The organism is Psychrobium sp. MM17-31, assembly GCF_022347785.1.
Classification (GTDB): domain Bacteria; phylum Pseudomonadota; class Gammaproteobacteria; order Enterobacterales; family Psychrobiaceae; genus Psychrobium.
Window position 1 is genome coordinate 785,132 of record NZ_JAKRGA010000003.1, and the last position, 22,726, is coordinate 807,857.

Genomic DNA, 22,726 nt, shown 5'->3' on the forward strand with positions numbered 1-22,726 from the left:
CTCAAATAAAAAGGCACAGTGCCATTGTCATATAGGAATATCATCATGTTAGAGCAATTATCCCCACTACCAGCGGATCCGATTTTAGGCTTATTGAAAGCCTACGGCGAAGACACTAATCCCAATAAAATCGATTTAGGTGTGGGTGTTTTTAAAGATGACAACGGCCATACGCCAATCCTCGATTGTGTAAAAACTGCCGAGCGCCAGCGCACTGAGACTGAAACCTCAAAAATCTATATCGGCCCAACCGGTGAAGCGGCGTTTAACGAGCACATGACGCAATTAATTTTTGGCAATCATCAAGCGCTAAGTGATAACCGTGCTCGCACCATTTCTACCCCGGGTGGTACCGGCTCACTGCGCGTTGCAGCTGAATTTATCAAAGCCTGCAAACCAAATGCGAAAATTTGGTTATCAAACCCAACGTGGGCAAATCACAACGGCCTATTTAGCGCAGCGGGCCTGACGATTGAGTCTTACCCATATTACGATTATGAGACTAAATCACTCGACTTTGATGCCATGCTCACCACCTTAGCCGCTGTTCCTGCTGGCGATGTGGTATTACTACACGCGTGTTGTCACAACCCAAGTGGCATGGACTTATCACAAGAGCAATGGCGTCAAGTGACTCATCTTGCAAAACAAAACGGTTTTACCCCGCTTATCGACATGGCCTATCAAGGTTTTGGCTTAGGGTTAGATGAAGATGCGTTCGGTCCACGCCTGATGGCACAAGAGCTAGAAGAATTGTTATTGTGTAGTTCTTGCTCTAAAAACTTTGGTTTATACCGCGAGCGAATTGGCGGCTTTACCCTTATTGCCAAAGACGCGCCAACAGCTGATATCGCTTACTCGGTTGTATTGTCGGTAGTACGTAGTATCTATTCGATGCCACCTGCGCACGGTGCAGCAATTGTAAGCACTATTCTTGCCAGTGATGACTTAACTAACCAATGGCATGATGAACTCGCCGTAATGCGTGAGCGCATTAGCAACAACCGCCAAATGCTAGTCGATGCGCTCGCTGATGAAGGTGTGACACGCGATTTTAGCTTTATCACTAAGCAGTCTGGCATGTTCTCTTTTCTCGGTATTACCCCTGAACAAGTTGCAACACTGATCAAGGATTACAGTATCTACATGGTTGATTCGAGCCGCATCTCAATCGCGGGTATTAGCAAAGACAACGTTAAATATCTCGCGCAATCTATCGCCAAGGTAATCGCCGAGTAAAACTTGACGCAGATCACACAACAGGCACTTTAATTCAAAGTGCCTTTTTTATTACTAATTAACCACTCAAATCAATAACACAAAACAAACAAACGCTTAACAAACAATCGAACATACGAATAAAGCAATCACTTCAATTTTTCCGCAAAAAAAATCAGCAAAACTGAAATTGGCTACTACGCTTAGATCTAACAAAATTCAATGCGCAATATTCCATAGAAATTCAAGGAAATTGCGAAATTCAGAGATTTTAGCAGTACTGATGACTTTATTGACGCCATACATTCTCCTTAAAAAATAACCACTGCCTTAGTGATTACATGCTTAATGCATAAACACTAGGGCTTTTTTTGTTTTTTAATTTTATGTATGCATTTTGTTAACAACAGGACAAGTTGGATTTAACAATGAAACTTGTTCTCTCTAAAAATAAAAACGAGGCACCGACTACTGGGAGAGACAGTAGCCTGAGTGCCAATAAGGAAATTAATAATATGTCTAGCAAATTATTAAAAACCTCGTTAGCGCTAATTCCGTTAACGATTTCACTCAATCTTGCCGCCAAAGGTAAAGATCCCCTAGTCGGCCAGCAATGGCATTTAAAGAACAAAGGCCAAGCAGCTTTTTCTGCCTCAGGCGGTGTAAAAGGTAAAGATTTAAAAGCGCTCACAGCCCATAAAAAGGGATTCAAAGGCCAAGGCGTACAAGTTTCAGTAGTGGATACAGGCGTACAGATTGACCACATTGACTTACGTGACAATGTTGTTGCTGGCTCACAAAATCTGGTTAATGGTGGTCTTTATCCCCTCGATTTAAATGGCCATGGTACAGCCGTAGCAGGGATCATTGCCGGTGTTGGTTACAACAACGAAGGGATACGCGGCGTTGCTCCTAAAGCCAGTCTCAATGGCTTTAACTTCCTCGAAGAGCAAAGTATGCAATCATTTTTAGATTCTCACGGTAAGAGTGAAGGCACCAAGAATACCAATGTTTTTAACCAAAGTTACGGTGGTTCAGACATTTTCCCGCGCGCCTATGATCTTGAAAATGATCTCGAGCTAGCGATGATTGAAGAAACTTACAAAGACGCTAGCATCAACAATGACAAAGGTCGCGGTGCCGCCTTTGTAAAATCAGCTGGTAATGGTTTCAACTTCTTTGGTTATGGCCCGTTTTTTATTCTTCCTGGCAACTACTTTACCGCAGCAGAAAATGGTGAAGTGAGAAATCAAGGCTTACCGATGGAGAATGCCAATGGTGAAATTAACGATGCTAACTTCTGGAATATCGTCGTTAGTGCGGTTAATGCCAATGGTAAACTTTCAAGCTACTCGTCAGTAGGTGCAAACGTGTTTATGACGGCTACAGGTGGCGAGTTTGGCGAAGACGCTCCTGCAATGGTTACAACCGATTTGATGGGCTGTGCGGAAGGGTTTAATAACACTGATGAAGAGGCGACTAACACCCTACATGGCGGTACAGACATCGATCCAAACTGTAACTACACCAGTGTCATGAATGGTACTTCATCTGCTGCTCCAAGCCTATCTGGTGCCATTGCAGCAGTTATGTCAGCCAACAAGAACATCACAGCACGTGATGCTAAACACATCTTGGCAAAGACTGCGACCCAAGTAGACAAAAAGCATCCTGGTGTAACACTGCGTTTTAACGATGCAGATGGTAATCCAGTTGAATATCCAGCGGTTGACGGTTGGCAGAAAAATGCCGCAGGCATGAAATATCACACCTTCTATGGGTTTGGTATGCCAAACATCACTAAAGCGGTAAAAATGGCATCGAAAAAAGGCAAAAAAGCTTATAAAAAGCTGCCGAAGCTAAAAATTTCACCTTGGATGATCCGTAATACACATGATTTTATTCCAGATGCATCGGCGACGGGCGCTGAATCTGTTTATAAAGCTGACATGCCAGAAAACTTCATCATTGAAGGGGTACAGGTCAAACTCGACATCGAGCACGCACGATTAAGTGACTTATCAATTGAGTTAATTTCACCATCTGGCACTCGCAGTGTATTAATGACTCCTCGCTCTGGTGCATTCTTAGGACAAAATGCAGTTGCAGAGCCAGATCCGGGCCTACGCGATCAGCTAATGCTTTCTACCAATTTCTATGGCGAAAAAGCCCGAGGTAAGTGGAAACTTCGCGTCGTTGATACTGGCGGTGAAGGCGATGGTGATTGGATTTTATATGATAGACGAGATTTCTCTCGCACTACTATTTCGCCAGATAATAATGCTGAAGAAGGTGTGTTAACTGGTTGGTCAATTCGTTTCTTCGGTCATCAAGGAAAATAATCATGAAAAAATTAAGCCTATTAATTGCTAGTACAATGCTTTCAGCGACAGCATTAGCAGCTGACTTTGATTTACCGCCGTTGAAAGATCAAGCACAAATGTTTGTTGTCGGCACTGTGGAAATAGACGGCGTGAGTTATCAAAAGCTATCCCATAGCCAACTAGTTAATGATGCGCAAATTGCTACACGTTCGCTTAAAGCCTCACAAGGGCTCTTCGCTGGAGATATGGTTAAAAAAGGCAAACTCTCTTACGTTGAACGAGTAAGTGGCAGTTTTCTAATTTCTGGAAAAAATAGCGCGGAACTTAAACAAGCAGCTCAAGCACACGGTCTTACCGTAAAATACACTGTCAGCAACAAGGCGATTGTATTAGCACCAGAAGGCAAAGAACTCACTGCAATTTTGAACGCCTTAAAGAGCGATTCACGCATTAACGTCGCAAAATTAGAGCGCGTTAGTCAGCGAATGCAGCCTGAATAACAGTCATAGCCCAATATTATTAGAAGAATCTAATAATCGCTAAATGAGCAACGATAAAAACGCATCACAAGATGCGTTTTTTATTAATTTTAGTAAACAGTTCTCTGCTAATCGCATCACAAAACGAACATTTCCTCATACTACTAAAGTCTGAAATCTCAGCAATCAAACCGCGATCAATTGGCATACAAGCAATAGAAAGGTATTATTGAGAGCATCCAAGCTAAACAAAAACTATAATAAAAGCATTGGAATTAAGAGCAGCTATCTCAAAGTCGTATCGTGAAAACTGCAGCCATCTAATTTTTGATGCTAGCGACCCCAACAATGAATAACGTTGAACAGATTTTATTACCGTCAATCACGGTAAAAAATGGGGCGTTAAAAGGATGTAATGCCGTATTTAGTGAGCGATTTGGCTTTAATGCTAAAACGTTAAATGGTTATCAATTAAAAGACTTGCTAACGCTTGATGGCGGCCAATCAATCGCTTTTCTGATTGAACAGCCGAATCAAGCTCACCGCGCTCAACTTAAAAACCGCCATCATTACGAACTCCCTGTTGATGTGGTGTGCCGACCATCGTCCGATGATTCACAATGTTACGATATCTTTTTCCGCGTTATCGAAGACAAATCCCTCGATAGTGTAACGGGACTTCCCAATGGCTGGGCAATTAGCAGCCGTGCCAATTATCTACTCACCTTACCGGCTAAAAAGGCGCCACAACTAGCCGTGATAATTTTTAGAGTCGATAACTTCTCAACGTTAAACTTTCGCCAAGGTTATAGCGTCGGTGATGAATATTTAGAAGTCCTAGGCAATAAACTTGTCGCGCTGCTCGGGAAAGAGTATTTAGTTGTCCGATTTTCTAACGCCAAATTCGGCATCTTGATTGAGGATTATCAGCAGCTTCCCTTCGCCCAATTTGAAGCGCTTGTTAGTGAAAAGTGCCACGCTATATGCGCGATTACAGACAAGCCTTTGCAGTTATCTGACAACGTAAAAGTACACAAGAGTTTTAGTATTGGTGTTAGTGAATTAAGTGCTAATTATTCAAGCTACTTTGCCATGGAAATTGCTACTGAAACCGCAATGCACCAAGCGGCGAAATACAGCTACTCCAAATTCATCTTTGCTACTAGCGAACTCACCGATAAGCTACTCATGCGCAAATTAATTATCGATGACTTTCCGCAGGCAATTAACGACTGCACTATCACTCAGCACTATCAACCACAATATTGTCTATCCTCTAAAAAGCTGATGGGGTTAGAGGCTCTTTCACGTTGGTATCATCACGAATTAGGCAATGTATCACCTGCTTTCTTCGCCGCCATTGCCGAAGATATCGGCCTACATTTCGAATTTGATCTTCATGTTCTTCATCAGGTATGTCGTCAGGTAAAAAATTGGCTCGACGATGGTTTTAATGTGCCACGTGTATCTGTCAATATCTCCTTTAAAACACTAGAAATGGCCACCTTTGTCAAACGAGTAACAGACGTTCTGAATGAGACAAATTGCCCAGCAAATTTGATAGAGATAGAAATCACTGAAACCACCAGTATCAACAACATCAATAACTTGATCGACAACGTGCGCCAAGTAAAACAGCTAGGTATTCACATTGCGATCGACGATTTTGGCGTTGGCTATTCATCGCTTAGCCTAATTCGCCGTCTCCATAGCGTTATCGACAAACTCAAACTCGATAAGAGCCTGATAGATACCTTGTGTCACACCACCACCGACCAAGAATTTATTCGCCATATTATTGAATTAGGCGGCGTGCTTGGATTAGATATTCTTGCCGAAGGTATTGAGCATCATGAGCAGCAAGCCTTGTTAGAGCAATTGGGATGTAAGTTTGGTCAAGGCTATTTCTTTGAAAAGCCACAACCAGCCTCGCAGATTGTGAGTTATCTAGTTCCTCAATATTCTCAAGAAGTTGTCAAACCGTGAATTAAAGAGCGCCAATAGGCGCTCTTTAGTTATTTACGACCTATCACACTAATCCTCATCAACTAGAACAAGATACTTGTCAAACTATAAAAACGGGTGTTTAATAGACCGACTAATCAGTCAATTTGAGTTATTTTATGAACACTGTAACATCATCAAGGATGCCCAGCGCCACACCGCAAACGTTACAAGCACAGTTAACATCGCAAAAACAGGCTTTCATAAATGCGCCAGTATCAGATGCTAAAGAGCGAATTTGCTGGCTTAAAAATCTCAAACAAGCACTGTTATCCCATCAAGAAGAGTTGATTGCGGCGATGGCGAAAGACTATGGTCAGCGCCCGCATAATGACTCGTTAATTGGTGATATTTTGCCTTGTGTCATGAACATCAATTACACCATTAAACGCCTTAAGAAATGGATGAAGCCAAGCCGTCGTCATGCAGGTCTCCTACTTGCTCCTGCGACAGTGCGAGTTGAATATCAGCCGTTAGGTGTGGTTGGTATCGTTGTGCCGTGGAATTTTCCAGTAATGCTGTCGATTGGGCCCTTGATTACTGCACTAGCAGCGGGCAACCGCGCTATGCTAAAACTCTCAGAGTTTACGCCGCATACCAACAAGGCCATTCGCACTATGCTAGCGAGTGTATTTAATGATGAGCAAGTTGCTGTCGTTGAAGGCGAAGCGGATGTTGCAGCAGCTTTTTCATCGCTTCCTTTTGACCATTTAATTTTTACTGGCTCAACAACAGTTGGTCGTCATGTTATGCGCGCCGCTGCTGATAATTTAACACCAGTGACTTTAGAATTAGGCGGTAAATCACCAGCGATTATCGCGCCAGATATGCCAATAGCCACCGCGGTAGAACGTCTAATCTTTGGTAAGTGTTTAAACGCCGGACAAATTTGTATCGCACCAGATTATGTGTTCTGCCCCAAAGATAAAATTGACGAATTTGTCGCCGAATATCAGCGCCAATTCGTGGCAATGTATGGTGATCAAAAAGAGCGTAGCGATTACACCAATATTATTAATGACGCACAGCACCAACGCTTACTTTCTTGGTTAGATGATGCAAAGGCCAAAGGTGCAACAATTACTGCTGCCGATGACCTTGAGATTGATCACGACAGTCGTAACTTAGCGACGCAACTGGTCACTAACGTCAATGAAGATATGCTGTTAATGCAACAAGAGATCTTTGGCCCGATTTTGCCAATTCTGCCCTATGAAAAATTATCTGACACTGTCGATTACATTGCAGCGCGCCCCCACCCATTGGCGCTTTACATCATGAGTTTTGATAAAAGTACTCAGCGCTATTTACTCGATCACACCCAAAGTGGTGGCGTATGTATTAACGACACCATTATGCATGTTGCTGCGGATGACGCGCCTTTTGGTGGCGTGGGTCAATCAGGTATGGGACACTACCACGGCCGCGAGGGCTTCTTAACATTCTCGAAAGCAAAAACCGTGCTGTCACGTGGCAAGCTCAATACTGGCAAACTGGTATTTCCACCTTATGGCACTTGGATCCAAAACTTAATGGTTAAACTATTTGTACGTTAATGAAGTTAACAAAACGGGATTTACTGCTAAACAGCGCGCTGTCGCTGTTTAGCGAGCAAGGTATTCACAGCACATCTACTGCCTCAATAGCCAAGCACGCTGGTGTCGCTAACGGTACCTTATTTCATCATTTCGAAAACAAGCAAGCATTAGTTGCCGCCTTGTACGTATCGTGCAAACAACAATTAGCTGCGACGCTAGTGGTTGACGACACGTTAGTCGCCGCACCATTAAAACAGCAAGTGCAAACGCTGTGGCAAATTAGTCTCGATTGGGCAATAAATAACCCAAAGCAGTTTATGTATTTTCAACAAGTGGCTATCGAAAATGCCCTGCCGCAAGCAATGCGAATTGATGCCATGAAAAATGAGTTATCGATTTTAGAAACCATGCTCACAGTAGGCCAATCACAGGGGCTAGTGGTAGATTTTCCGCTGGATTTATTATTAGATCACTGCCAATCACAAATCCTCGCCAGTGGCTTGTTCTTTATTAACAATCCTGCGCTAATTAATAATCAAGATTATACAAACAGCGCCTTTGAGTTGTTTTGGCGGGCGATAGCCATTGAAGCCTAACAATCCTTCAGCATCCTCATTAAGACATCTCACACTGTTAGTGAGTATTAGCTACATCGCGCTGCTGGCCTACATGATTAATCTATTGCCGGATGTATGGCAGCAAATCGTTATGAGCTACAGCGTTTTTATCAATGCACTAGCTATGTTATTTACGTGGCAAGACAAATCTGCGGCGATTAACAATAAACCTCGAATAAGTGAGTTAAGATTTTATGTTTTAGCCTGTTGCGGCGGTTGGGTAGGCAGTTATCTAATTCAGCGCCTGCGTCGTCACAAAACACAGAAGCAGCCTTTTAAAACATTATTCTGGCTGTGCGCTTTAGTACATGTCTTAATAGTAGGCGGAGTGTACTGGAAAGTAATTTCGGCACTCCAATAAAGCTACCCCGATAAAGCAACCCCAATAAAAAAGCCTGCTTCGAGCAGGCTTTTTCAATCAGTATAAATAACTTACTTAACTTTACTAAACAACAACGAGCCGTTGGTGCCGCCAAAGCCAAACGAGTTACACAATACGTGATTTAATTCTTTCTTACGTGCGCCTTCTGTCACGTAATCTAAATCACAACCTTCATCTGGGTTATCTAGATTGATGGTTGGTGGCATAACTTGATCGCTAACAGCTAGCGCGGTAAAGATAGCTTCTACTGAACCCGCCGCACCTAACAGGTGACCAGTCATTGATTTAGTTGAGCTAACCGCGAGTTTGTAAGCATGGTCGCCAAACACGGCTTTAACTGCAGCAGTTTCGGCCTTGTCACCAGCGGGTGTTGAAGTACCGTGGGCGTTAATGTAGCCAACTTCTTCTGGCGCAACGCCGCCATCTTTAAGGGCATTAACCATAGCTGCTGCTGCACCAGAGCCATCACTTGGTGGTGACGTCATGTGATAAGCATCGCCGCTCATACCGAAACCAGATAATTCAGCGTAGATTTTTGCGCCACGTGCTTTCGCATGTTCGTACTCTTCAAGTACCATGATGCCAGCACCTTCGCCCATCACGAAACCGTCGCGATCTTTGTCCCATGGACGTGATGCAGCTTGTGGGTTTTCATTGTTAGTAGATAACGCTTTAGCCGCACCAAAACCGCCTAAACCAAGTTCAGTAGTGGCCGCTTCTGCGCCGCCCGCAATCATCACATCGGCATCACCGTAAGCAATCATACGCGCCGCGTGACCAACGTTATGTACACCTGTAGTACAAGCGGTTGTAATGGCAATGTTTGGTCCTTGGAAACCGTAACGAATAGATAAGTTACCAGCAATCATGTTAATGATGGTGCCAGGTACGAAGAATGGTGAAATCTTCTTAGTGCCCGTTTTAGCCATTTGTGCGTGAGTAGATTCAATTAAGCCTAAACCTCCCATGCCTGAACCAATAGCGACACCGATACGCGGTGCATTTTCGCTTGTTACTTCTAAACCACTGTCTTCAATGGCTTGAACGCCAGCAACCATACCGTATTGGATAAACTTATCCATACGACGCGCTTCTTTTTTCGGCAAGTAAGGTTCCATGTCTAGATCTTTAACTTCACCTGCGAAATGCGTTGTATAAATGCTTGTATCGAATGAAGTGATAGTATCAATACCGCTTTTACCTGCTAAAACACTTTCCCAGCTTTCTGCAACAGTATTACCAACAGGAGAAACCATCCCCATACCTGTTACTACAATACGACGTTTTGTCATTTCATACCTTCCAAATTTATTGAATTCTTGCTGCTATTTGCTTCAAACTATCGCGATATTCATTAATTTGCAGCGAATAGCAGTAAACATGCTTATTTAAAATTTTGCACCAGATACAACAAAGGCGGCAAAAGCCGCCTTTTCAATGCAAAGTTATAATTAACCTTGAGCGCTGTTTACGTAATCAATAGCAGCTTGAACTGTAGTGATTTTTTCAGCTTCTTCGTCTGGAATCTCAGTGTCGAATTCTTCTTCTAGAGCCATTACTAGCTCAACAGTGTCTAGAGAGTCAGCACCTAGGTCATCTACAAAAGATGCACCGCTAACTACTTCTTCTTCTTTAACACCTAGTTGTTCAACAACAATTTTCTTTACGCGTTCTTCAATGCTCATGGCAATTTTTCCTGTTTTTACAGAGTCATAAAATATGGGGCTAGTTTAGAGGAATAACCAAACAAATCAATAACTGAAATGCTGGTCAAACCAGAAATTTAACAGCATTATCGCCGAAATTTCCCCCCATTTGTCAACAATTTATTTTTTTTATCAAATGAGCTAAATCAATTTAGCCCATGTACATACCACCGTTTACATGCAATGTTTCACCATTGATGTAAGCAGCCATGTCAGATGCTAAGAAAGCAACTGCGCCGGCAATTTCTTGTGGTTTCCCTAGACGATTCGCAGGTACTTTAGACAAGATAGTGTCTTTTTGCTCGTCGTTTAGTTCCTCGGTCATATCCGTTTGGATGAAACCAGGAGCAACAGTATTTACTGTAATACCGCGAGATGCAACTTCTTGTGCTAAAGATTTTGTAAAACCAAGTAAACCAGCTTTAGCAGCACAATAGTTCGCTTGACCTGGGTTGCCCGAAGAGCCTACTACAGAGCCGATATTGATGATGCGACCATCGCGCTTTTTCATCATGTGACGTAAAACAGCTTTCGAGATTTTGAATACTGAATTTAGGTTAGTAGAAATGATGTCATCCCACTCTTCGTCTTTCATACGCATCATTAGATTGTCGCGTGTGATACCAGCGTTGTTAACTAAGATATCAACACCGCCGAAATCAGCTTTGATAGCGTCAAATAGCGCAGTGATAGAATCATTATCAGTAACGTTTAATACTAAACCTTTACCGTTATCACCTAAGTATTCGCTGATGTTGTTCGCGCCGTTTTCACTGGTCGCCGTTCCAACAACAGTTGCACCGCCAGCTGCGAAAATAGTCGCAATTTCTTTACCAATTCCACGACTAGCACCAGTGACTAATACAACTTTACCTGAAAAATCAAAACTCATGGTTTTCTCCAATTACTTTTCTAAAGCGGCAGTTAAGCTGGCAACATCTGTTGTTGCTACGCCACTAACGCTTTTTTCAATGCGTTTTGCAAGACCTGACAATACTTTGCCCGGACCAACTTCAATTTGAGTAGTTACGTCGTTAGCCGCAAAGAACTGAACTGTTTCAGACCAACGTACAGGGCTAAATAACTGACGTTTTAATGCGTCTTTAATGGCAGCAGGCGAGTTTTCAATCGCAACATCAACGTTATTAACTACTTTTAACGTTGGCTCATTGATTTCAATGCTATCTAGTTGCGCCGCTAACTTATCCGCAGCTGGTGACATTAATGAACAATGTGAAGGAACAGAAACAGCTAGTGGCAATGCACGTTTAGCGCCTGCTTCTTTACATAATGATGATGCACGCTCAACCGCTTCTTTGTGACCTGCGATAACCACCTGACCAGGTGAGTTAAAGTTAACAGGTGAAACAACTTGACCTTCGCTTGCTTCTTCACAGGCTTTAGCAATTGCATCGTCAGCTAAGCCAATGATTGCAGCCATTGACCCTGTACCTTCAGGCACAGCTTCAAGCATGTATTGACCGCGTAGTTCAACTAATTTAATCGCATCTTCAAATGCGATTGCACCGGCACATACCAATGCTGAGTATTCACCTAGGCTGTGGCCCGCTAGAAAATCTGGTTGCGCGCCGCCTTGCTCATTCCAAACACGCCAGATTGCAACACTTGCTGCTAATAATGCAGGCTGTGTGCGATCGGTACGATTTAAATCTTCAACTGGACCATCTTGAACGAGTGCCCATAAGTCATAGCCAAGAACTTCTGACGCTTGTGCAAAAGTCTCTGTAACAATAGCGTGCTCGCTCGCAATATCGCTAAGCATACCTAAGGCTTGTGAGCCTTGGCCTGGGAATACTATCGCCGTTTTTGACATGATAATTATCCTTTGTAAATTTTTACTGTTAAATCAATAAGCGCGCCGCAGCGCACCTATTATTATTTGTGTATTAGATGACAATTAGTAGCGAACTAAGGCAGAGCCCCACGAGAAACCAGCACCAAATGCTTCAAGTAGCAATAGCTGACCGCGTTCGATACGACCATCGCGCACTGCCTCATCAAGTGCAATAGGCACAGACGCCGCAGAAGTGTTACCGTGTTTAGCAAGCGTTAGTACAACTTGCTCCATTGGCATCGACAATTTCTTCGCCGTTGCACTAATGATGCGGTAGTTTGCTTGGTGTGGAACTAACCAATCGATATCTGATTTTTCTAAGTTGTTGGCTTCTAGTGTTTCACTTACCACATTGCTTAGTTGAGTTACCGCGAATTTGAAGACTTCGTTGCCTTTCATTTCGATGTAACCTTCAATTGGATCTTCGGGATTTGGGTTGCGAGGTACCGCACGTGATTTCAATAAATCACCGTGTTTACCCGCACTGCGAATATGAGTCGATAGGATGCCCTGCTCTTCGCTTGCACCTAGTACTGCCGCGCCAGCACCGTCACCAAATAAAATGATCGTCGAACGATCTTCTGGATGACATAAACGCGATAATACATCGGCGCCAATGACGAGAATATTTTTAGCATTGCCAGATTTTATGTATTGATCAGCAACACTCATTGAAAAGATAAAGCCAGAACAGGCTGCCGCCACATCAAATGCAGGGATTGGCGCTTCAATACCTAATAATTCTTGCAGCTGACAAGCTGCCGCTGGGAAGGCGTTTTCACCACTTGTGGTACCAAAGACAATCATGTCGATGTCATTTGCAGTCAAACCCGCCATGTCTAACGCGTTTTTCGCTGCTTGATGCGCCATGGTAACTACTGATTCAGACGCGTCTGAAATACGACGTTCGCTGATGCCGGTACGGGCAGTGATCCACTCATCGCTCGTATCAACCATCTTTTCAAGATCGCTATTACTACGTACTTGTGTCGGCAGATAGCTACCGGTCCCTAAAATTTTTGAATACATGATGAAAGCTCTTGTGAAGACAGTTCGAAGCTAACAGATTTTTTCTAATAATATAGATTCTAAGCTGTCTTGAATTCTGTCAGGAACACGCTGTTCAACTTCGCTAATTGCTTGTTTAATGGCATTAAAAAATGCTTGTTGATCGGCGTTGCCATGACTCTTGATTACTATACCGCGCAATCCTAGCAGACTTGCACCGTTGTACTGGTCGGGTTTCACCTTACAGAGGACATTTTTAAGAAAAGGTGTGGAGATAAACGACAAAAATCGCATTAACAAACTCGAATTCGCCGCTTGTTTTAGATGCTCAAACAATAAATTTGCAACTCCCTCTGTGGTCTTTAGGCTGATGTTGCCTACAAAACCGTCACAGACTATAACGTCAGTATTGCCCTCAAATATCTGATGCCCTTCTATATAACCAATGTAATTAAGCTGACAGGTTTCCTTGAGTAACTCCGCTGTCTGTTTAACGACATCGTTACCCTTGATGGCCTCTTCACCAACGTTTAACAAAGAGATACGCGGCTTATTAATATCATTAATTTTCTGCGCAACCACTGAGCCCATCACAGCAAACTGCAATAAGGTGTCGGAATCACAGCTAACATTAGCACCGAGATCGAGCATATACACAGGCTTATTTTGCAGTGTTGGCAAGGTTGAAATGAGCGCTGGTCTGTCAATACCCGGCAGGGTCTTTAACACTAACTTGGCCATGGCCATTAAAACCCCAGTGTTACCTGCGCTGACACAGGCACTAGCTCGACCTTCTTGCACCATGTCGATTGCTTTACGCATAGACGATTCACGACGATTGCGAATAGCCGTTAACGGTCGGTCGTTCATAGTGACAATTTGACTGCAATGTTCAATGTGCAAGCGATTACTATGGGGAAAGTCAGCAGGAATATATTGCTTAATGGCGTTTTGGTCGCCGAATATGGAAAGTCTTAAGAAGGGAAAGCGTTCCAGTGCCTGCAGCGATGCAGGCACTGTCACTTGGGGGCCAAAGTCGCCCCCCATGGCATCTAACGCAAGGGTTAGATCACTCAAAGTAATCGCCTATTATAGCTCGATTACTTTTTTGCCACGGTAGTAACCGTCAGCAGTGATGTGATGACGACGGTGAGTTTCACCAGTTGTCTCATCAACACTTAGTTGAACGCCAGTTAGCGCATCGTGTGAACGACGCATGCCACGTCTTGAACGTGATTTTTTACTTTTTTGAACAGCCATGATGGTCTCCTAAAAAAACCCTATTTCTTTAATTTTTGTAACACCGCGAACGGGTTTGGACGTTCCTCAACACTTTCGTCGATTTCACCCAATGTGTAATCTTGTTCAACTGAACAATCTTCCACATCGTGCATCGGGAAAAATGGAATTGAAACGATAAACTCATCTTCGATAAGTTCAGCGATTGCAATATGTCCATTCTCGTCCACATCGACTGGGTCGTAAATGTCCGGTATGTCATCCTCCTTGAACTTCTCAGTCAAAGGTGAATAACAGAATTCCACAGAAATACTCTGCTTATATTCATGCATACAACGCTGACAAGTCAGGGAGACTTCGCCTTGCGCGTGACCGGTTACGATCACAGTGCCCTGTTCGTCAGTATCACAAGAAAACTGTACCTGTATGTCGCTACAGAATCCGGCGGACGCATCCAACAATCTCGACAATTGAGCGTTATCGATTCTACCTTCGTAGGTCGAGCGCATTTTAGCCGCTTTGATTGGATCAAGCGTCAAAGGTATCTTTACTAGTTGCATGGTCGCGCATCTTATAGATCACAACGCCACTAGTCAAAGGAAAATCCTCAAATCTAGTGGTTTTTTTTCATCTCATGATAAACTTAACGAAAATTAAGCCATCAGACCGAAAAACGGTTACAAAATCAACGACTACAAGCCTATGTATAAGCCCCAAAACCGACCGCTGATTCTAGCATCAACCTCACCTTTTCGTCAGCAAATTCTCCAAAAAATCCATGTAGATTTTGAATGCGCCAAGCCTAATGTTGACGAAACGCCACTAGCAAATGAGACAGCAACCGCGCTAGTACAGCGTTTGGCGCTTGCTAAGGCCAAAGCGTGCGAGGATCAATTTAACGATCATTTGATCATCGGCGGCGATCAAGTTGCGGTGGTAAACGGTGAAATTGTAGGCAAACCGCATAATTTTGAAAACGCTTTTGCCCAGCTTAAACGCGCCAGTGGCCAAACAATCACCTTTTATACTGGATTGTGCTTGTATAATAGTGGCACTAAGACACATCAAGTCGTGGTTGAACCATTTCACGTTCACTTTCGCCAGCTAACTGACGAAATGATCACAGGCTATTTAGAAACAGAACAACCATATAGCTGTGCGGGCAGCTTTAAAAGTGAAGGACTAGGCATCGCCTTATTCGAGCGCTTAGAAGGTAAAGATCCCAACACACTTATTGGCCTGCCACTGATTACGCTAATCGATATGCTTAATAAAGAAGGCATTAATCTGTTGGCGCAGCTAAGTTAATACTGAGTTTTCGTCGTCAATATCAATAGATGGTCTACACTCTTTACTCTATTAATTATAAAAGGACTTAAACATGCTCCATCTTAGTGATCAAAATTTCATTCACCCCGAAACAAAACTATATCGAAATAATACACAATTTCAGGCGTTTCCTAATCACGAGGAAGTCAAATTTAACAACGAGCAGTTTTTTGCTATTGGCAAGCTAAACGTTAAAGATATCGTAAAAGATTGTGCAGATGACGTATTTCTAGGGTATCCACCAAGTGAATGGTTAGCAGAGCAAGAATATATAACTTACGCGCTCATTGATGGCCAGTGGCAATTAGATGTCGACGATCTCGATGAATGGGAATTTGATTTTGAAGATGAACAAGCACGTTACGACGATGTAAAGGCGTTTCACAACGAGCATGGTTTTATTCAATACCATCCAAATGATGAACCTGATGAATCTCGAAAGAGTGGCTTAGTCAACATTGGCGGTCAAGCGCCAACGGGTTGGAACTGGGATGCCTATTTGTGGGAAAACGAAGAGGAATCAGATGCACTCTATGACGCATCAGAAGACGAAGAAAGTGAAGAGTCACAAGCCATATTAAAACGAGCCATTATTATGAAAGTTGGCTGTGATATATATCATTACATTGCTCATGTTCAATGTATGAATTATGCCGAAAGTAGCGCTGATTTAATCTATTTCTACAATCCGCAAAAAAAGCGTGTCGTGATGGGCGTAGATTACTCATAACCAAATATAGTTAACTTTTAATTATGCAGTGTAAAAGCAATAGCCCGTAGGCTATTGCTTTCTATTTAAAGCGCTCTTAATACTTCAAAACATGCACCAAGCGTATGATAGTCACATTTAGCACCAGCGCTGGATTTTTCGTTACTATAAGCCCTATTGTCTCTAGTTACCACTCTAAACCAAGCACCATGCTTGTGATCTATCAGGTGCTGCCAACTGTATTGCCACAACGCTTGGTAACTATCAAGAAACTTAGCCTGTCCAGTTTGTTGATAAAGTAAGGCTGCCGCTGCAAAGCTTTCGGCTTGAACCCAGAAATATTTGTCGTCATCACACCAAACCCCATCGACATCGAAACCATAGACGAGACCACCGCACTGTTGATCCCACGCTGTTTGATAGGCATATTCGAATAACTGCGCAGCTTTATCCACCAACCATTGTTTAGGCTGATATCGATTTAATATCAGTAACAGTTTAGACCATTCTGTTTGATGACCAGGCTGAAATCCCCAAGGTCGATAAAGGTTTTTGGGATCATCTTTATTGTATTGCCAGTCTATTTCAAAATCTTGCGTATAATGCTCCCAAACCAGTCCGTCAGAAAGATTTGCTTGGCGCTGTGTGATATTTTCCGCAACCAACAATGCCCGCTCAAGAAACACGTTATCTTCAGTTGCCTCATAGGCAGCAATGAGCGCCTCGCATAAATGCATATTAGCGTTTTGGCCACGATAGTTGCTTAGTGCACCATCTACAGTTATTTCATCCGCGTACAAACCGTGTTCTTTTTGCCAAAATCGTACTTCTAACAATTCGAAAACTCGATACAGTTGCTCCTTTGTGTCAATAATTCGATGTTTAATGCAATTTGCATAGGCGAGCAATACAAAAGCATAACCATAAGCCTGTTGGGTCATATCGATTGGAAGATGGTTATCAAGGGTCCACGCATAGCACTCACTATCACTTTGCCAATGAACTTGTTCAATATAGTCCAAACCGTGTTTAGCAATCGCTTTATAGTCAGGACGCGCTAACATATCTGACGCAACCGCATAATTTACAACGATTCGAGTGCTACTAACTAGGTGGCGGACGTTAGGAGCAAATACTTGCCCGTCATCGAGAAAGTTTTGAAAATAACCACCAGATTTGTCGACAATTCGTTTATCGTAAAACGCCATAATTGAACGACAATGATCGCGTAAAAATGATTTATCATGAAAATTCATAATGTTATTCAACTCTAATTAACATCGACATCACATCGACAAGGGACCAATATCACTGACACTCGGTAACGCTGGAAATGCGCCATAACGACTCACAGCATGAGCGCCACAACGCGCCGCATAATCAATGACTGCCGACAACTGCTCACCATGCTCTAAAAACTCAACAGGATTTTGTTGCTGACTCAATGCGCACAAAAAGCCGCCAATAAAGGCATCTCCTGCAGCAGTGGTGTCCAACGCATCCACTTTAGGCGTTGGTAACGTCCCTTGGTAACCATCGCCATAAAACGCAATCTCACCTGCACCATTGGTCACCAGAATAAGTAATACACCATTATAGATGAGCGACTGTATATATTGCTCGACATCACCCTGTGCTAGATATTCCAGTTCATCGCGCGAGAATTTCAGCAAGTCGCTCTGGCGAGTAAACTCATTAACCGTTTCTATGTTGGCATGACCATGGCGCCACAAGTTGTGACGTAAATTTACATCAAAACTCACTAACGCATCTTGGCTGCGAGCTGTGTCAATGAAACGTTGAGTCGTTTCGCAAATACCTTTATCCGTTAACGTATTGCTACAAAAATGCGCGATATCTCCAGCATCAAACCAGCTACTACTGATTTGCGGTGGAATCATCACTAAATCGGCGGTGTTATCGCGATAGAATGAAAAGCTGCGCTCTCCGTCATCGTCAAGAGAGACAAATGCCAATGCTGTTTTTGCAGTAGGGTGGCGAAGAATAAATTGCGTATTTACCTGATATTGACTCAAAGCACTTACCAAAAAATCGCCAAAGTTATCGCTGCCTATCTGCCCAGCAAATGAGGCGTTGCCGCCAAGCTTTGCAATCGCAACAGCAACATTTGCCGGAGCGCCACCGGGATATTGCCGATACTCATTGAGGGAAAGCGTCTCTTCATCGACGCTATTGATAGCAATAAAATCAATTAATGCCTCACCAAAACAAACGACAGTGCTCATTACCCTACTCCTAGCTCTTTGTTATAAGCACCAATGTAGTGCGATTGCTGCCGTCCAAGAAAACGCATCGCCACCACAGCCTGCACCCGTTTCACAATTAAAGTATTCAAAATACCCTGTTTGCTCGACTAGCGCTTGAGTCGATGCCTTTATTTGCTCGGCTTCCTCAGCAAATCCATAATGTTGCATGCCATTAGCGATCAACCAATTGATATGTAGCCATACTGGCCCGCGCCAGTAACGTTGCGGCTCATATTTATCTGAGGTAGGAATTGTTGAAGCCATTCCGTAGTCAACGGCACTTAGCCATTGACGAGAGATAGTCAGCAAAGACGCCGCTTGCGCTTCGCTAGCCAACTCACCATATAAAGCCATCATAGTGCCCGTTGTCATGACTTTTACAAATTCATCAGTAATAGCATTTTTATTGTAAAAGCTTTGAGTTTCCTCATCCCAAAGTGACGAAATGGCTTGCTGTGTTAACAAATGACGCGATGCTAAGTCATCAATGGCAGATTGTTCAGTGCCATATTCATCGCAAATAGCCAGTAAATCTTTGGTGGCTTTGTGCAATATCGAAATAATGCCTACATCGTACATTTTGTATGGGCAGTGCTGAAAAATTTGTTCACTATCAAAATTGTGCTGCTTGTAGAAATCCACCAAATAAAGATAACGATCATATTCGGCTGCATGTGGCCTTTCAGCGGCATCAACGTGCTCTAAATCCTTACGCTTATACTGCCAAGTAACCGGCGGCACAGCAGCCAGACTTTCATCCCACGCTGGACTGTTATCCATGCCAGACTCCCATGGATGATAGCTAACCACAAGCCCCGTTTTACGCGGATCGCGCTCGTTATACCACCACTGATGATAAGCAACTAGCTTATCTAACATTGCATCAATTTTAACTTTGGCAAGCTCGCGATCATTTGCTACTTCTAGCATAATTTTCACCACACTCGCTAACACAGGCGGCTGTGAAATGGATGTCGTTGCAGGTTTTTGAGCTGTCCCCCAAACATCAGCACCTGGAAAATAACTATCGACTTCTTCATGGAAAATAATATGCGGGATCATGCCGTTGTCCCACTGCCCTTCAAGTAACTTTTCTATCTCTAACCACGCACGCGACTCGTCGATCTTCATCCAGCCCAATGCGGTAATTGCCGCGTCCCAATTCCACTGAAACGGATATAAGCCATGAGTTGGAATTGTATATCCCCCCATATCATTTTTGCGCAGTATGTCTTTTGCTTGTTCAATAAGTGACTCTCGGTTTGCCATATTATTTTCTCTTTTTTGTAAAGGTCAATTAACTCGTTTTGAGTATTAAATCACTATAAAAACTTAAATGAAAGAACTTTTAAACCCAAAATGAGTTGTTTTATCTTTTGAGCTATGTTTTACTGCTTACGTAACTTGAGTGAATAACATACAAAAACCACGTGTTATATAACCTGTATTTGTTGAAAGATAGATAGCAGGGTTTCACTTGAGCTTCATACATCACAAAAATATATAAATAGTATAATAATCAAATAAAAAGGTGGGGTTTATGAAATACAGTAAGGTCTGGCAAGTGCTATCTCTAGTCTTGGCGTCATCATCAACTGCGGCATTTGCAGCAGAGGAAAAAGAAGCGCCAAAAAAAGAGAAAGCACCTGAAGTTATCTTAGTAACAGGTTCGAGCGTTTTGCGTTCTGAAGCTGATACGCCAGCGAAAACAACTTGGTTTAACAACGAAGAAATCGCGCGAACGGGCTTTACCAGCCAAGCGGACATCTTATTGTCAGTACCAGGCATCAAAGTAGAAGGCGGCGGTGGTGAAGTTGCCACTAACGCCTTTGTTCGCGGTTTACCTTCCGGTGGCCAGTTTCAATTTACCCCACTTAACTATGATGGCATGCCAGCGTTCCAATCGGGCATGACCTCGTCAGCACAAGATGTTTACTATCGTCCAGATATCGGCATCGAGCGTGTGGAATTTGTTGGTGGCGGTGTCTCTAACCTGTTTGGCCCAGGCTCAGTTGCAGGCATTATTAACTACATCTCTAAGAAAGGTAGTGATACGCCGGAAACAACGATTCAGTTAGAACTCGCTGAAGATGGACGACTACGTACTGATTTTTTTAACGGCGGCGCAATTTCAAGCGATGACAACTTATACTACGCCATGTCAGGTTACTACCGTTACGATGAAGGCCCGCTAGATACCGGACTGCCAACTAAAGGATATCAATTACGCGGTAACATTCACAAAGAAACAGACAATGGCTTCTTTACTGTTTACGGCCAAATGATTAATGACAATGTCCAATTTTTCTTGCCACTGCCACTCGATGGCGCTAGTCGTAATCGTCTGAAAGGCAACGACGGTAACACTGTCTATGTAGGGCAATCTGTCGCCGCTGCTGAGCTCTCATTCCCTACAGCTGACGGTCAATATCAATCACCAATTAGAGATGGTGTTTCAACAGTGGGTGGCTCAATCGCCATCGAGTTCTCAAACGAACTAACAGAAAATTGGACGCTTAGTGGCAAGGCAAAAGCCGCAGACTACGAACATCAATTTAATCTATTTTTAGATGGTGACGGCATTGCCAATTCACCTGAGCCTCAGCAAGGCTATGTCACCAATAGTGCGCGTAACATTAATGGCCAAAGTCTTACCGACACTTACGGCACGCCGTCATTTACATGGGCGGAAACAGGCAATGCATTACCTGACAATTACCTATTATTCGGTAACCGTTTGTTAGATCGTCAGCGCGATGGTGATTTTTTTAGCACTGAATTTAACTTAGCTGGTGAAATCAGTACTGAATCATTTACCCATAACCTCAACATTGGCGTGTTCTTTATTAACGCCGAGCAGATGGATTACAACGTACTTTCAAGCTATCTCGCCGACTTTAGCAATGGTAAAGATGCCCGTTTAGTTAATTTATCTTTCACCGATGGCAATGGAAAGGTCACTCATTACTCACGCAATGGTGTCGTAGGTCCAGGTACGAGTTACACTAACAAACAACTGACCTCTCGTCGCGCAGCCTTCTACATTACCGACCAAATGGAGAACGACCAATGGGCGTTTGATATTGGTATGCGTATTGAAAACGCCAAAGGCACCACCAAAAATGAAGGCCGTGAGACAGTCACACTGTCAGACGATGAGTCTTTAGCACACAATCTGCAAGTTAATTCGACTGGTAATGGTCAATTTACTTATGGTGAAGTAAGCACCACTGAAGCCGCCTTCTCTGCTGCCGCGCTGTATAAAATGGACGATCAAGACATCAACCTTTACGCCAATGCATCTAAAGGCTATTTCTTCCCGCAAATTCGCTCAATTCGCTTTAACGCCAACGGTGAGCCACAAAGTTACGAAGGGGAAGATATTACGCTTGCAACCTTGGGTATCAAATACTTCCCAGAAGATCTCTACATCGATGCCTCATTGTTTATGGCTAATTTAGACAATCGTCGCTCAGTAGATTTTGAAAATGATGGCATCGGTGGGATCCGCGAAATCGTTAATACCGTATCGACTGAGACCGTGGGTCTAGAAGTTATTGGTCGTTATACTATTTCCGATGATTTAACTATCGACGGTAACATTACCTATCAAGATGCCGAGTTCTCTGAAGGCGGCAACGTGGGTAAACAGCCACGCCGACAGCCAGAATTCTCAGGTAACCTAGGTATTGCCTACAATGATGGTGTGATCGACTCTCGCTTAGGTATTAGCTACTTTGGTGACAACTATGCAAACGACTCAAATAGCGTAGAGCTCGACGGCCATAACATCGCCACGTTTGATGTTGGCTACACATGGGAGCTAGCACGTGACCAAAAACTGCGTTTAGGTTTTGGTGTGTGGAACTTGTTTGATAGCGACGGTATTACCGAAGGCTCTCCTCGACAAGGTAACGCCCAGGTCTCTGGTGGCGAATTCTTCGTCGGCCGTCCAATCTTGCCTCGTAGAATGAGCATCACGGCTAGATACGACTTCTAGTGTGTTATACAGTGAGAAACATTGGCTTGATGTCGATGTTTCTCACTTTGC

20 protein-coding genes are annotated in these 22,726 nt (G+C 43.3%); 9 read left to right on the plus strand and 11 right to left on the minus strand.

All coding sequences use genetic code 11. The features are described from left to right. Positions 1–45 precede the first annotated feature (45 nt). The 6 genes from MHM98_RS12290 (at position 46) to MHM98_RS12315 (ending at position 8,159) form a co-directional block, all read left to right on the plus strand. The gene (locus MHM98_RS12290; RefSeq protein ID WP_239439624.1) at positions 46–1,239 is read left to right on the plus strand and encodes an amino acid aminotransferase; all 1,194 of its coding nucleotides are present in this window, start codon (positions 46–48) and stop codon (positions 1,237–1,239) included. A 494-nt stretch (positions 1,240–1,733) separates the two neighbouring features. Beyond that, positions 1,734–3,560, plus strand: a complete 1,827-nt coding sequence (locus tag MHM98_RS12295; RefSeq protein ID WP_239439625.1) for a S8 family peptidase — start codon at positions 1,734–1,736, stop codon at positions 3,558–3,560. 2 nt (positions 3,561–3,562) lie between these two features. Beyond that, a complete protein-coding gene (locus tag MHM98_RS12300; protein ID WP_239439626.1) occupies positions 3,563–4,042 on the plus strand; it encodes a hypothetical protein in 480 nt (159 codons plus the stop codon). Between the two features lie 327 nt (positions 4,043–4,369). Further along, the gene (locus tag MHM98_RS12305; RefSeq protein WP_239439627.1) at positions 4,370–6,007 is read left to right on the plus strand and encodes a GGDEF domain-containing phosphodiesterase; all 1,638 of its coding nucleotides are present in this window, start codon (positions 4,370–4,372) and stop codon (positions 6,005–6,007) included. 161 nt (positions 6,008–6,168) lie between these two features. Beyond that, positions 6,169–7,581, plus strand: a complete 1,413-nt coding sequence (locus MHM98_RS12310; RefSeq protein WP_239439718.1) for a coniferyl aldehyde dehydrogenase — start codon at positions 6,169–6,171, stop codon at positions 7,579–7,581. After that, positions 7,581–8,159 carry a TetR/AcrR family transcriptional regulator gene (locus MHM98_RS12315; RefSeq protein ID WP_239439628.1) on the plus strand — a complete coding sequence of 193 codons (579 nt, stop codon included), beginning with the start codon at positions 7,581–7,583 and terminating at the stop codon, positions 8,157–8,159. Before MHM98_RS12310 ends, MHM98_RS12315 begins: the two co-directional genes overlap by 1 nt. A 453-nt stretch (positions 8,160–8,612) precedes the next feature. Here MHM98_RS12315 and fabF read toward each other — a convergent pair whose 3' ends face one another. From fabF to yceD, 8 genes are all read right to left on the minus strand, one after another. Beyond that, positions 8,613–9,854, minus strand: coding sequence for a beta-ketoacyl-ACP synthase II (gene fabF, locus MHM98_RS12320; protein WP_239439629.1), 1,242 nt, complete (start codon positions 9,852–9,854; stop codon positions 8,613–8,615). A 159-nt stretch (positions 9,855–10,013) separates the two neighbouring features. Next, entirely contained in the window at positions 10,014–10,247 is a 234-nt protein-coding gene (acpP, locus tag MHM98_RS12325) for an acyl carrier protein (protein ID WP_101213460.1), read from the minus strand. A 172-nt stretch (positions 10,248–10,419) separates the two neighbouring features. Beyond that, complete coding sequence (gene fabG / locus MHM98_RS12330) at positions 10,420–11,160, minus strand: 3-oxoacyl-ACP reductase FabG (protein WP_239439630.1); 741 nt, start codon at positions 11,158–11,160, stop codon at positions 10,420–10,422. Between the two features lie 12 nt (positions 11,161–11,172). Then, positions 11,173–12,102 (minus strand): ACP S-malonyltransferase, encoded by a 930-nt coding sequence (gene fabD, locus MHM98_RS12335; RefSeq protein ID WP_239439632.1) that lies wholly within the window; start codon positions 12,100–12,102, stop codon positions 11,173–11,175. Positions 12,103–12,186: 84 nt separating this feature from the next. Beyond that, the gene (locus tag MHM98_RS12340; RefSeq protein WP_239439633.1) at positions 12,187–13,152 is read right to left on the minus strand and encodes a beta-ketoacyl-ACP synthase III; all 966 of its coding nucleotides are present in this window, start codon (positions 13,150–13,152) and stop codon (positions 12,187–12,189) included. A gap of 30 nt (positions 13,153–13,182) precedes the next feature. Beyond that, on the minus strand, positions 13,183–14,208 hold the full coding sequence (gene plsX, locus MHM98_RS12345; RefSeq protein ID WP_239439634.1) for a phosphate acyltransferase PlsX: 1,026 nt from the start codon (positions 14,206–14,208) through the stop codon (positions 13,183–13,185). Between the two features lie 12 nt (positions 14,209–14,220). Continuing rightward, complete coding sequence (rpmF, locus tag MHM98_RS12350) at positions 14,221–14,391, minus strand: 50S ribosomal protein L32 (RefSeq protein ID WP_239439635.1); 171 nt, start codon at positions 14,389–14,391, stop codon at positions 14,221–14,223. 20 nt (positions 14,392–14,411) lie between these two features. Beyond that, positions 14,412–14,930 (minus strand): 23S rRNA accumulation protein YceD, encoded by a 519-nt coding sequence (gene yceD, locus MHM98_RS12355; protein WP_239439636.1) that lies wholly within the window; start codon positions 14,928–14,930, stop codon positions 14,412–14,414. Between the two features lie 142 nt (positions 14,931–15,072). Here yceD and MHM98_RS12360 point away from each other — a divergent pair, with 142 nt between their 5' ends. Both MHM98_RS12360 and MHM98_RS12365 read left to right on the plus strand, forming a co-directional pair. Then, positions 15,073–15,678 (plus strand): nucleoside triphosphate pyrophosphatase, encoded by a 606-nt coding sequence (locus tag MHM98_RS12360; protein WP_239439637.1) that lies wholly within the window; start codon positions 15,073–15,075, stop codon positions 15,676–15,678. 73 nt (positions 15,679–15,751) lie between these two features. Continuing rightward, positions 15,752–16,429, plus strand: a complete 678-nt coding sequence (locus MHM98_RS12365) for a hypothetical protein (RefSeq protein WP_239439638.1) — start codon at positions 15,752–15,754, stop codon at positions 16,427–16,429. Between the two features lie 65 nt (positions 16,430–16,494). On the opposite strand, the gene MHM98_RS12370 is transcribed toward MHM98_RS12365, so the two are convergent. The 3 genes from MHM98_RS12370 to MHM98_RS12380 are packed head-to-tail and all read right to left on the minus strand — an operon-like array spanning position 16,495 to position 19,944. Then, positions 16,495–17,664 (minus strand): AGE family epimerase/isomerase, encoded by a 1,170-nt coding sequence (locus MHM98_RS12370; RefSeq protein WP_239439639.1) that lies wholly within the window; start codon positions 17,662–17,664, stop codon positions 16,495–16,497. A gap of 30 nt (positions 17,665–17,694) precedes the next feature. After that, positions 17,695–18,654, minus strand: coding sequence for a carbohydrate kinase (locus tag MHM98_RS12375; RefSeq protein ID WP_239439640.1), 960 nt, complete (start codon positions 18,652–18,654; stop codon positions 17,695–17,697). Positions 18,655–18,675: 21 nt separating this feature from the next. After that, positions 18,676–19,944, minus strand: coding sequence for an alpha,alpha-trehalase (locus MHM98_RS12380; RefSeq protein WP_239439642.1), 1,269 nt, complete (start codon positions 19,942–19,944; stop codon positions 18,676–18,678). A gap of 271 nt (positions 19,945–20,215) precedes the next feature. Here MHM98_RS12380 and MHM98_RS12385 point away from each other — a divergent pair, with 271 nt between their 5' ends. Then, positions 20,216–22,675 carry a TonB-dependent receptor plug domain-containing protein gene (locus MHM98_RS12385; protein WP_239439643.1) on the plus strand — a complete coding sequence of 820 codons (2,460 nt, stop codon included), beginning with the start codon at positions 20,216–20,218 and terminating at the stop codon, positions 22,673–22,675. Positions 22,676–22,726 lie beyond the last annotated feature (51 nt).

Coding starts and splice junctions, on each gene's coding strand:
- MHM98_RS12290 (WP_239439624.1), top strand. CDS start 46: ATGTTAGAGCAATTATCCCCACTACCAGCGGATCCGATTTTAGGCTTA.
- MHM98_RS12295 (WP_239439625.1), top strand. CDS start 1,734: ATGTCTAGCAAATTATTAAAAACCTCGTTAGCGCTAATTCCGTTAACG.
- MHM98_RS12300 (WP_239439626.1), top strand. CDS start 3,563: ATGAAAAAATTAAGCCTATTAATTGCTAGTACAATGCTTTCAGCGACA.
- MHM98_RS12305 (WP_239439627.1), top strand. CDS start 4,370: ATGAATAACGTTGAACAGATTTTATTACCGTCAATCACGGTAAAAAAT.
- MHM98_RS12310 (WP_239439718.1), top strand. CDS start 6,169: ATGCCCAGCGCCACACCGCAAACGTTACAAGCACAGTTAACATCGCAA.
- MHM98_RS12315 (WP_239439628.1), top strand. CDS start 7,581: ATGAAGTTAACAAAACGGGATTTACTGCTAAACAGCGCGCTGTCGCTG.
- fabF (WP_239439629.1), bottom strand. CDS start 9,854: ATGACAAAACGTCGTATTGTAGTAACAGGTATGGGGATGGTTTCTCCT.
- acpP (WP_101213460.1), bottom strand. CDS start 10,247: ATGAGCATTGAAGAACGCGTAAAGAAAATTGTTGTTGAACAACTAGGT.
- fabG (WP_239439630.1), bottom strand. CDS start 11,160: ATGAGTTTTGATTTTTCAGGTAAAGTTGTATTAGTCACTGGTGCTAGT.
- fabD (WP_239439632.1), bottom strand. CDS start 12,102: ATGTCAAAAACGGCGATAGTATTCCCAGGCCAAGGCTCACAAGCCTTA.
- MHM98_RS12340 (WP_239439633.1), bottom strand. CDS start 13,152: ATGTATTCAAAAATTTTAGGGACCGGTAGCTATCTGCCGACACAAGTA.
- rpmF (WP_239439635.1), bottom strand. CDS start 14,391: ATGGCTGTTCAAAAAAGTAAAAAATCACGTTCAAGACGTGGCATGCGT.
- yceD (WP_239439636.1), bottom strand. CDS start 14,930: ATGCAACTAGTAAAGATACCTTTGACGCTTGATCCAATCAAAGCGGCT.
- MHM98_RS12360 (WP_239439637.1), top strand. CDS start 15,073: ATGTATAAGCCCCAAAACCGACCGCTGATTCTAGCATCAACCTCACCT.
- MHM98_RS12365 (WP_239439638.1), top strand. CDS start 15,752: ATGCTCCATCTTAGTGATCAAAATTTCATTCACCCCGAAACAAAACTA.
- MHM98_RS12370 (WP_239439639.1), bottom strand. CDS start 17,664: ATGAATTTTCATGATAAATCATTTTTACGCGATCATTGTCGTTCAATT.
- MHM98_RS12375 (WP_239439640.1), bottom strand. CDS start 18,654: ATGAGCACTGTCGTTTGTTTTGGTGAGGCATTAATTGATTTTATTGCT.
- MHM98_RS12380 (WP_239439642.1), bottom strand. CDS start 19,944: ATGGCAAACCGAGAGTCACTTATTGAACAAGCAAAAGACATACTGCGC.
- MHM98_RS12385 (WP_239439643.1), top strand. CDS start 20,216: ATGAAATACAGTAAGGTCTGGCAAGTGCTATCTCTAGTCTTGGCGTCA.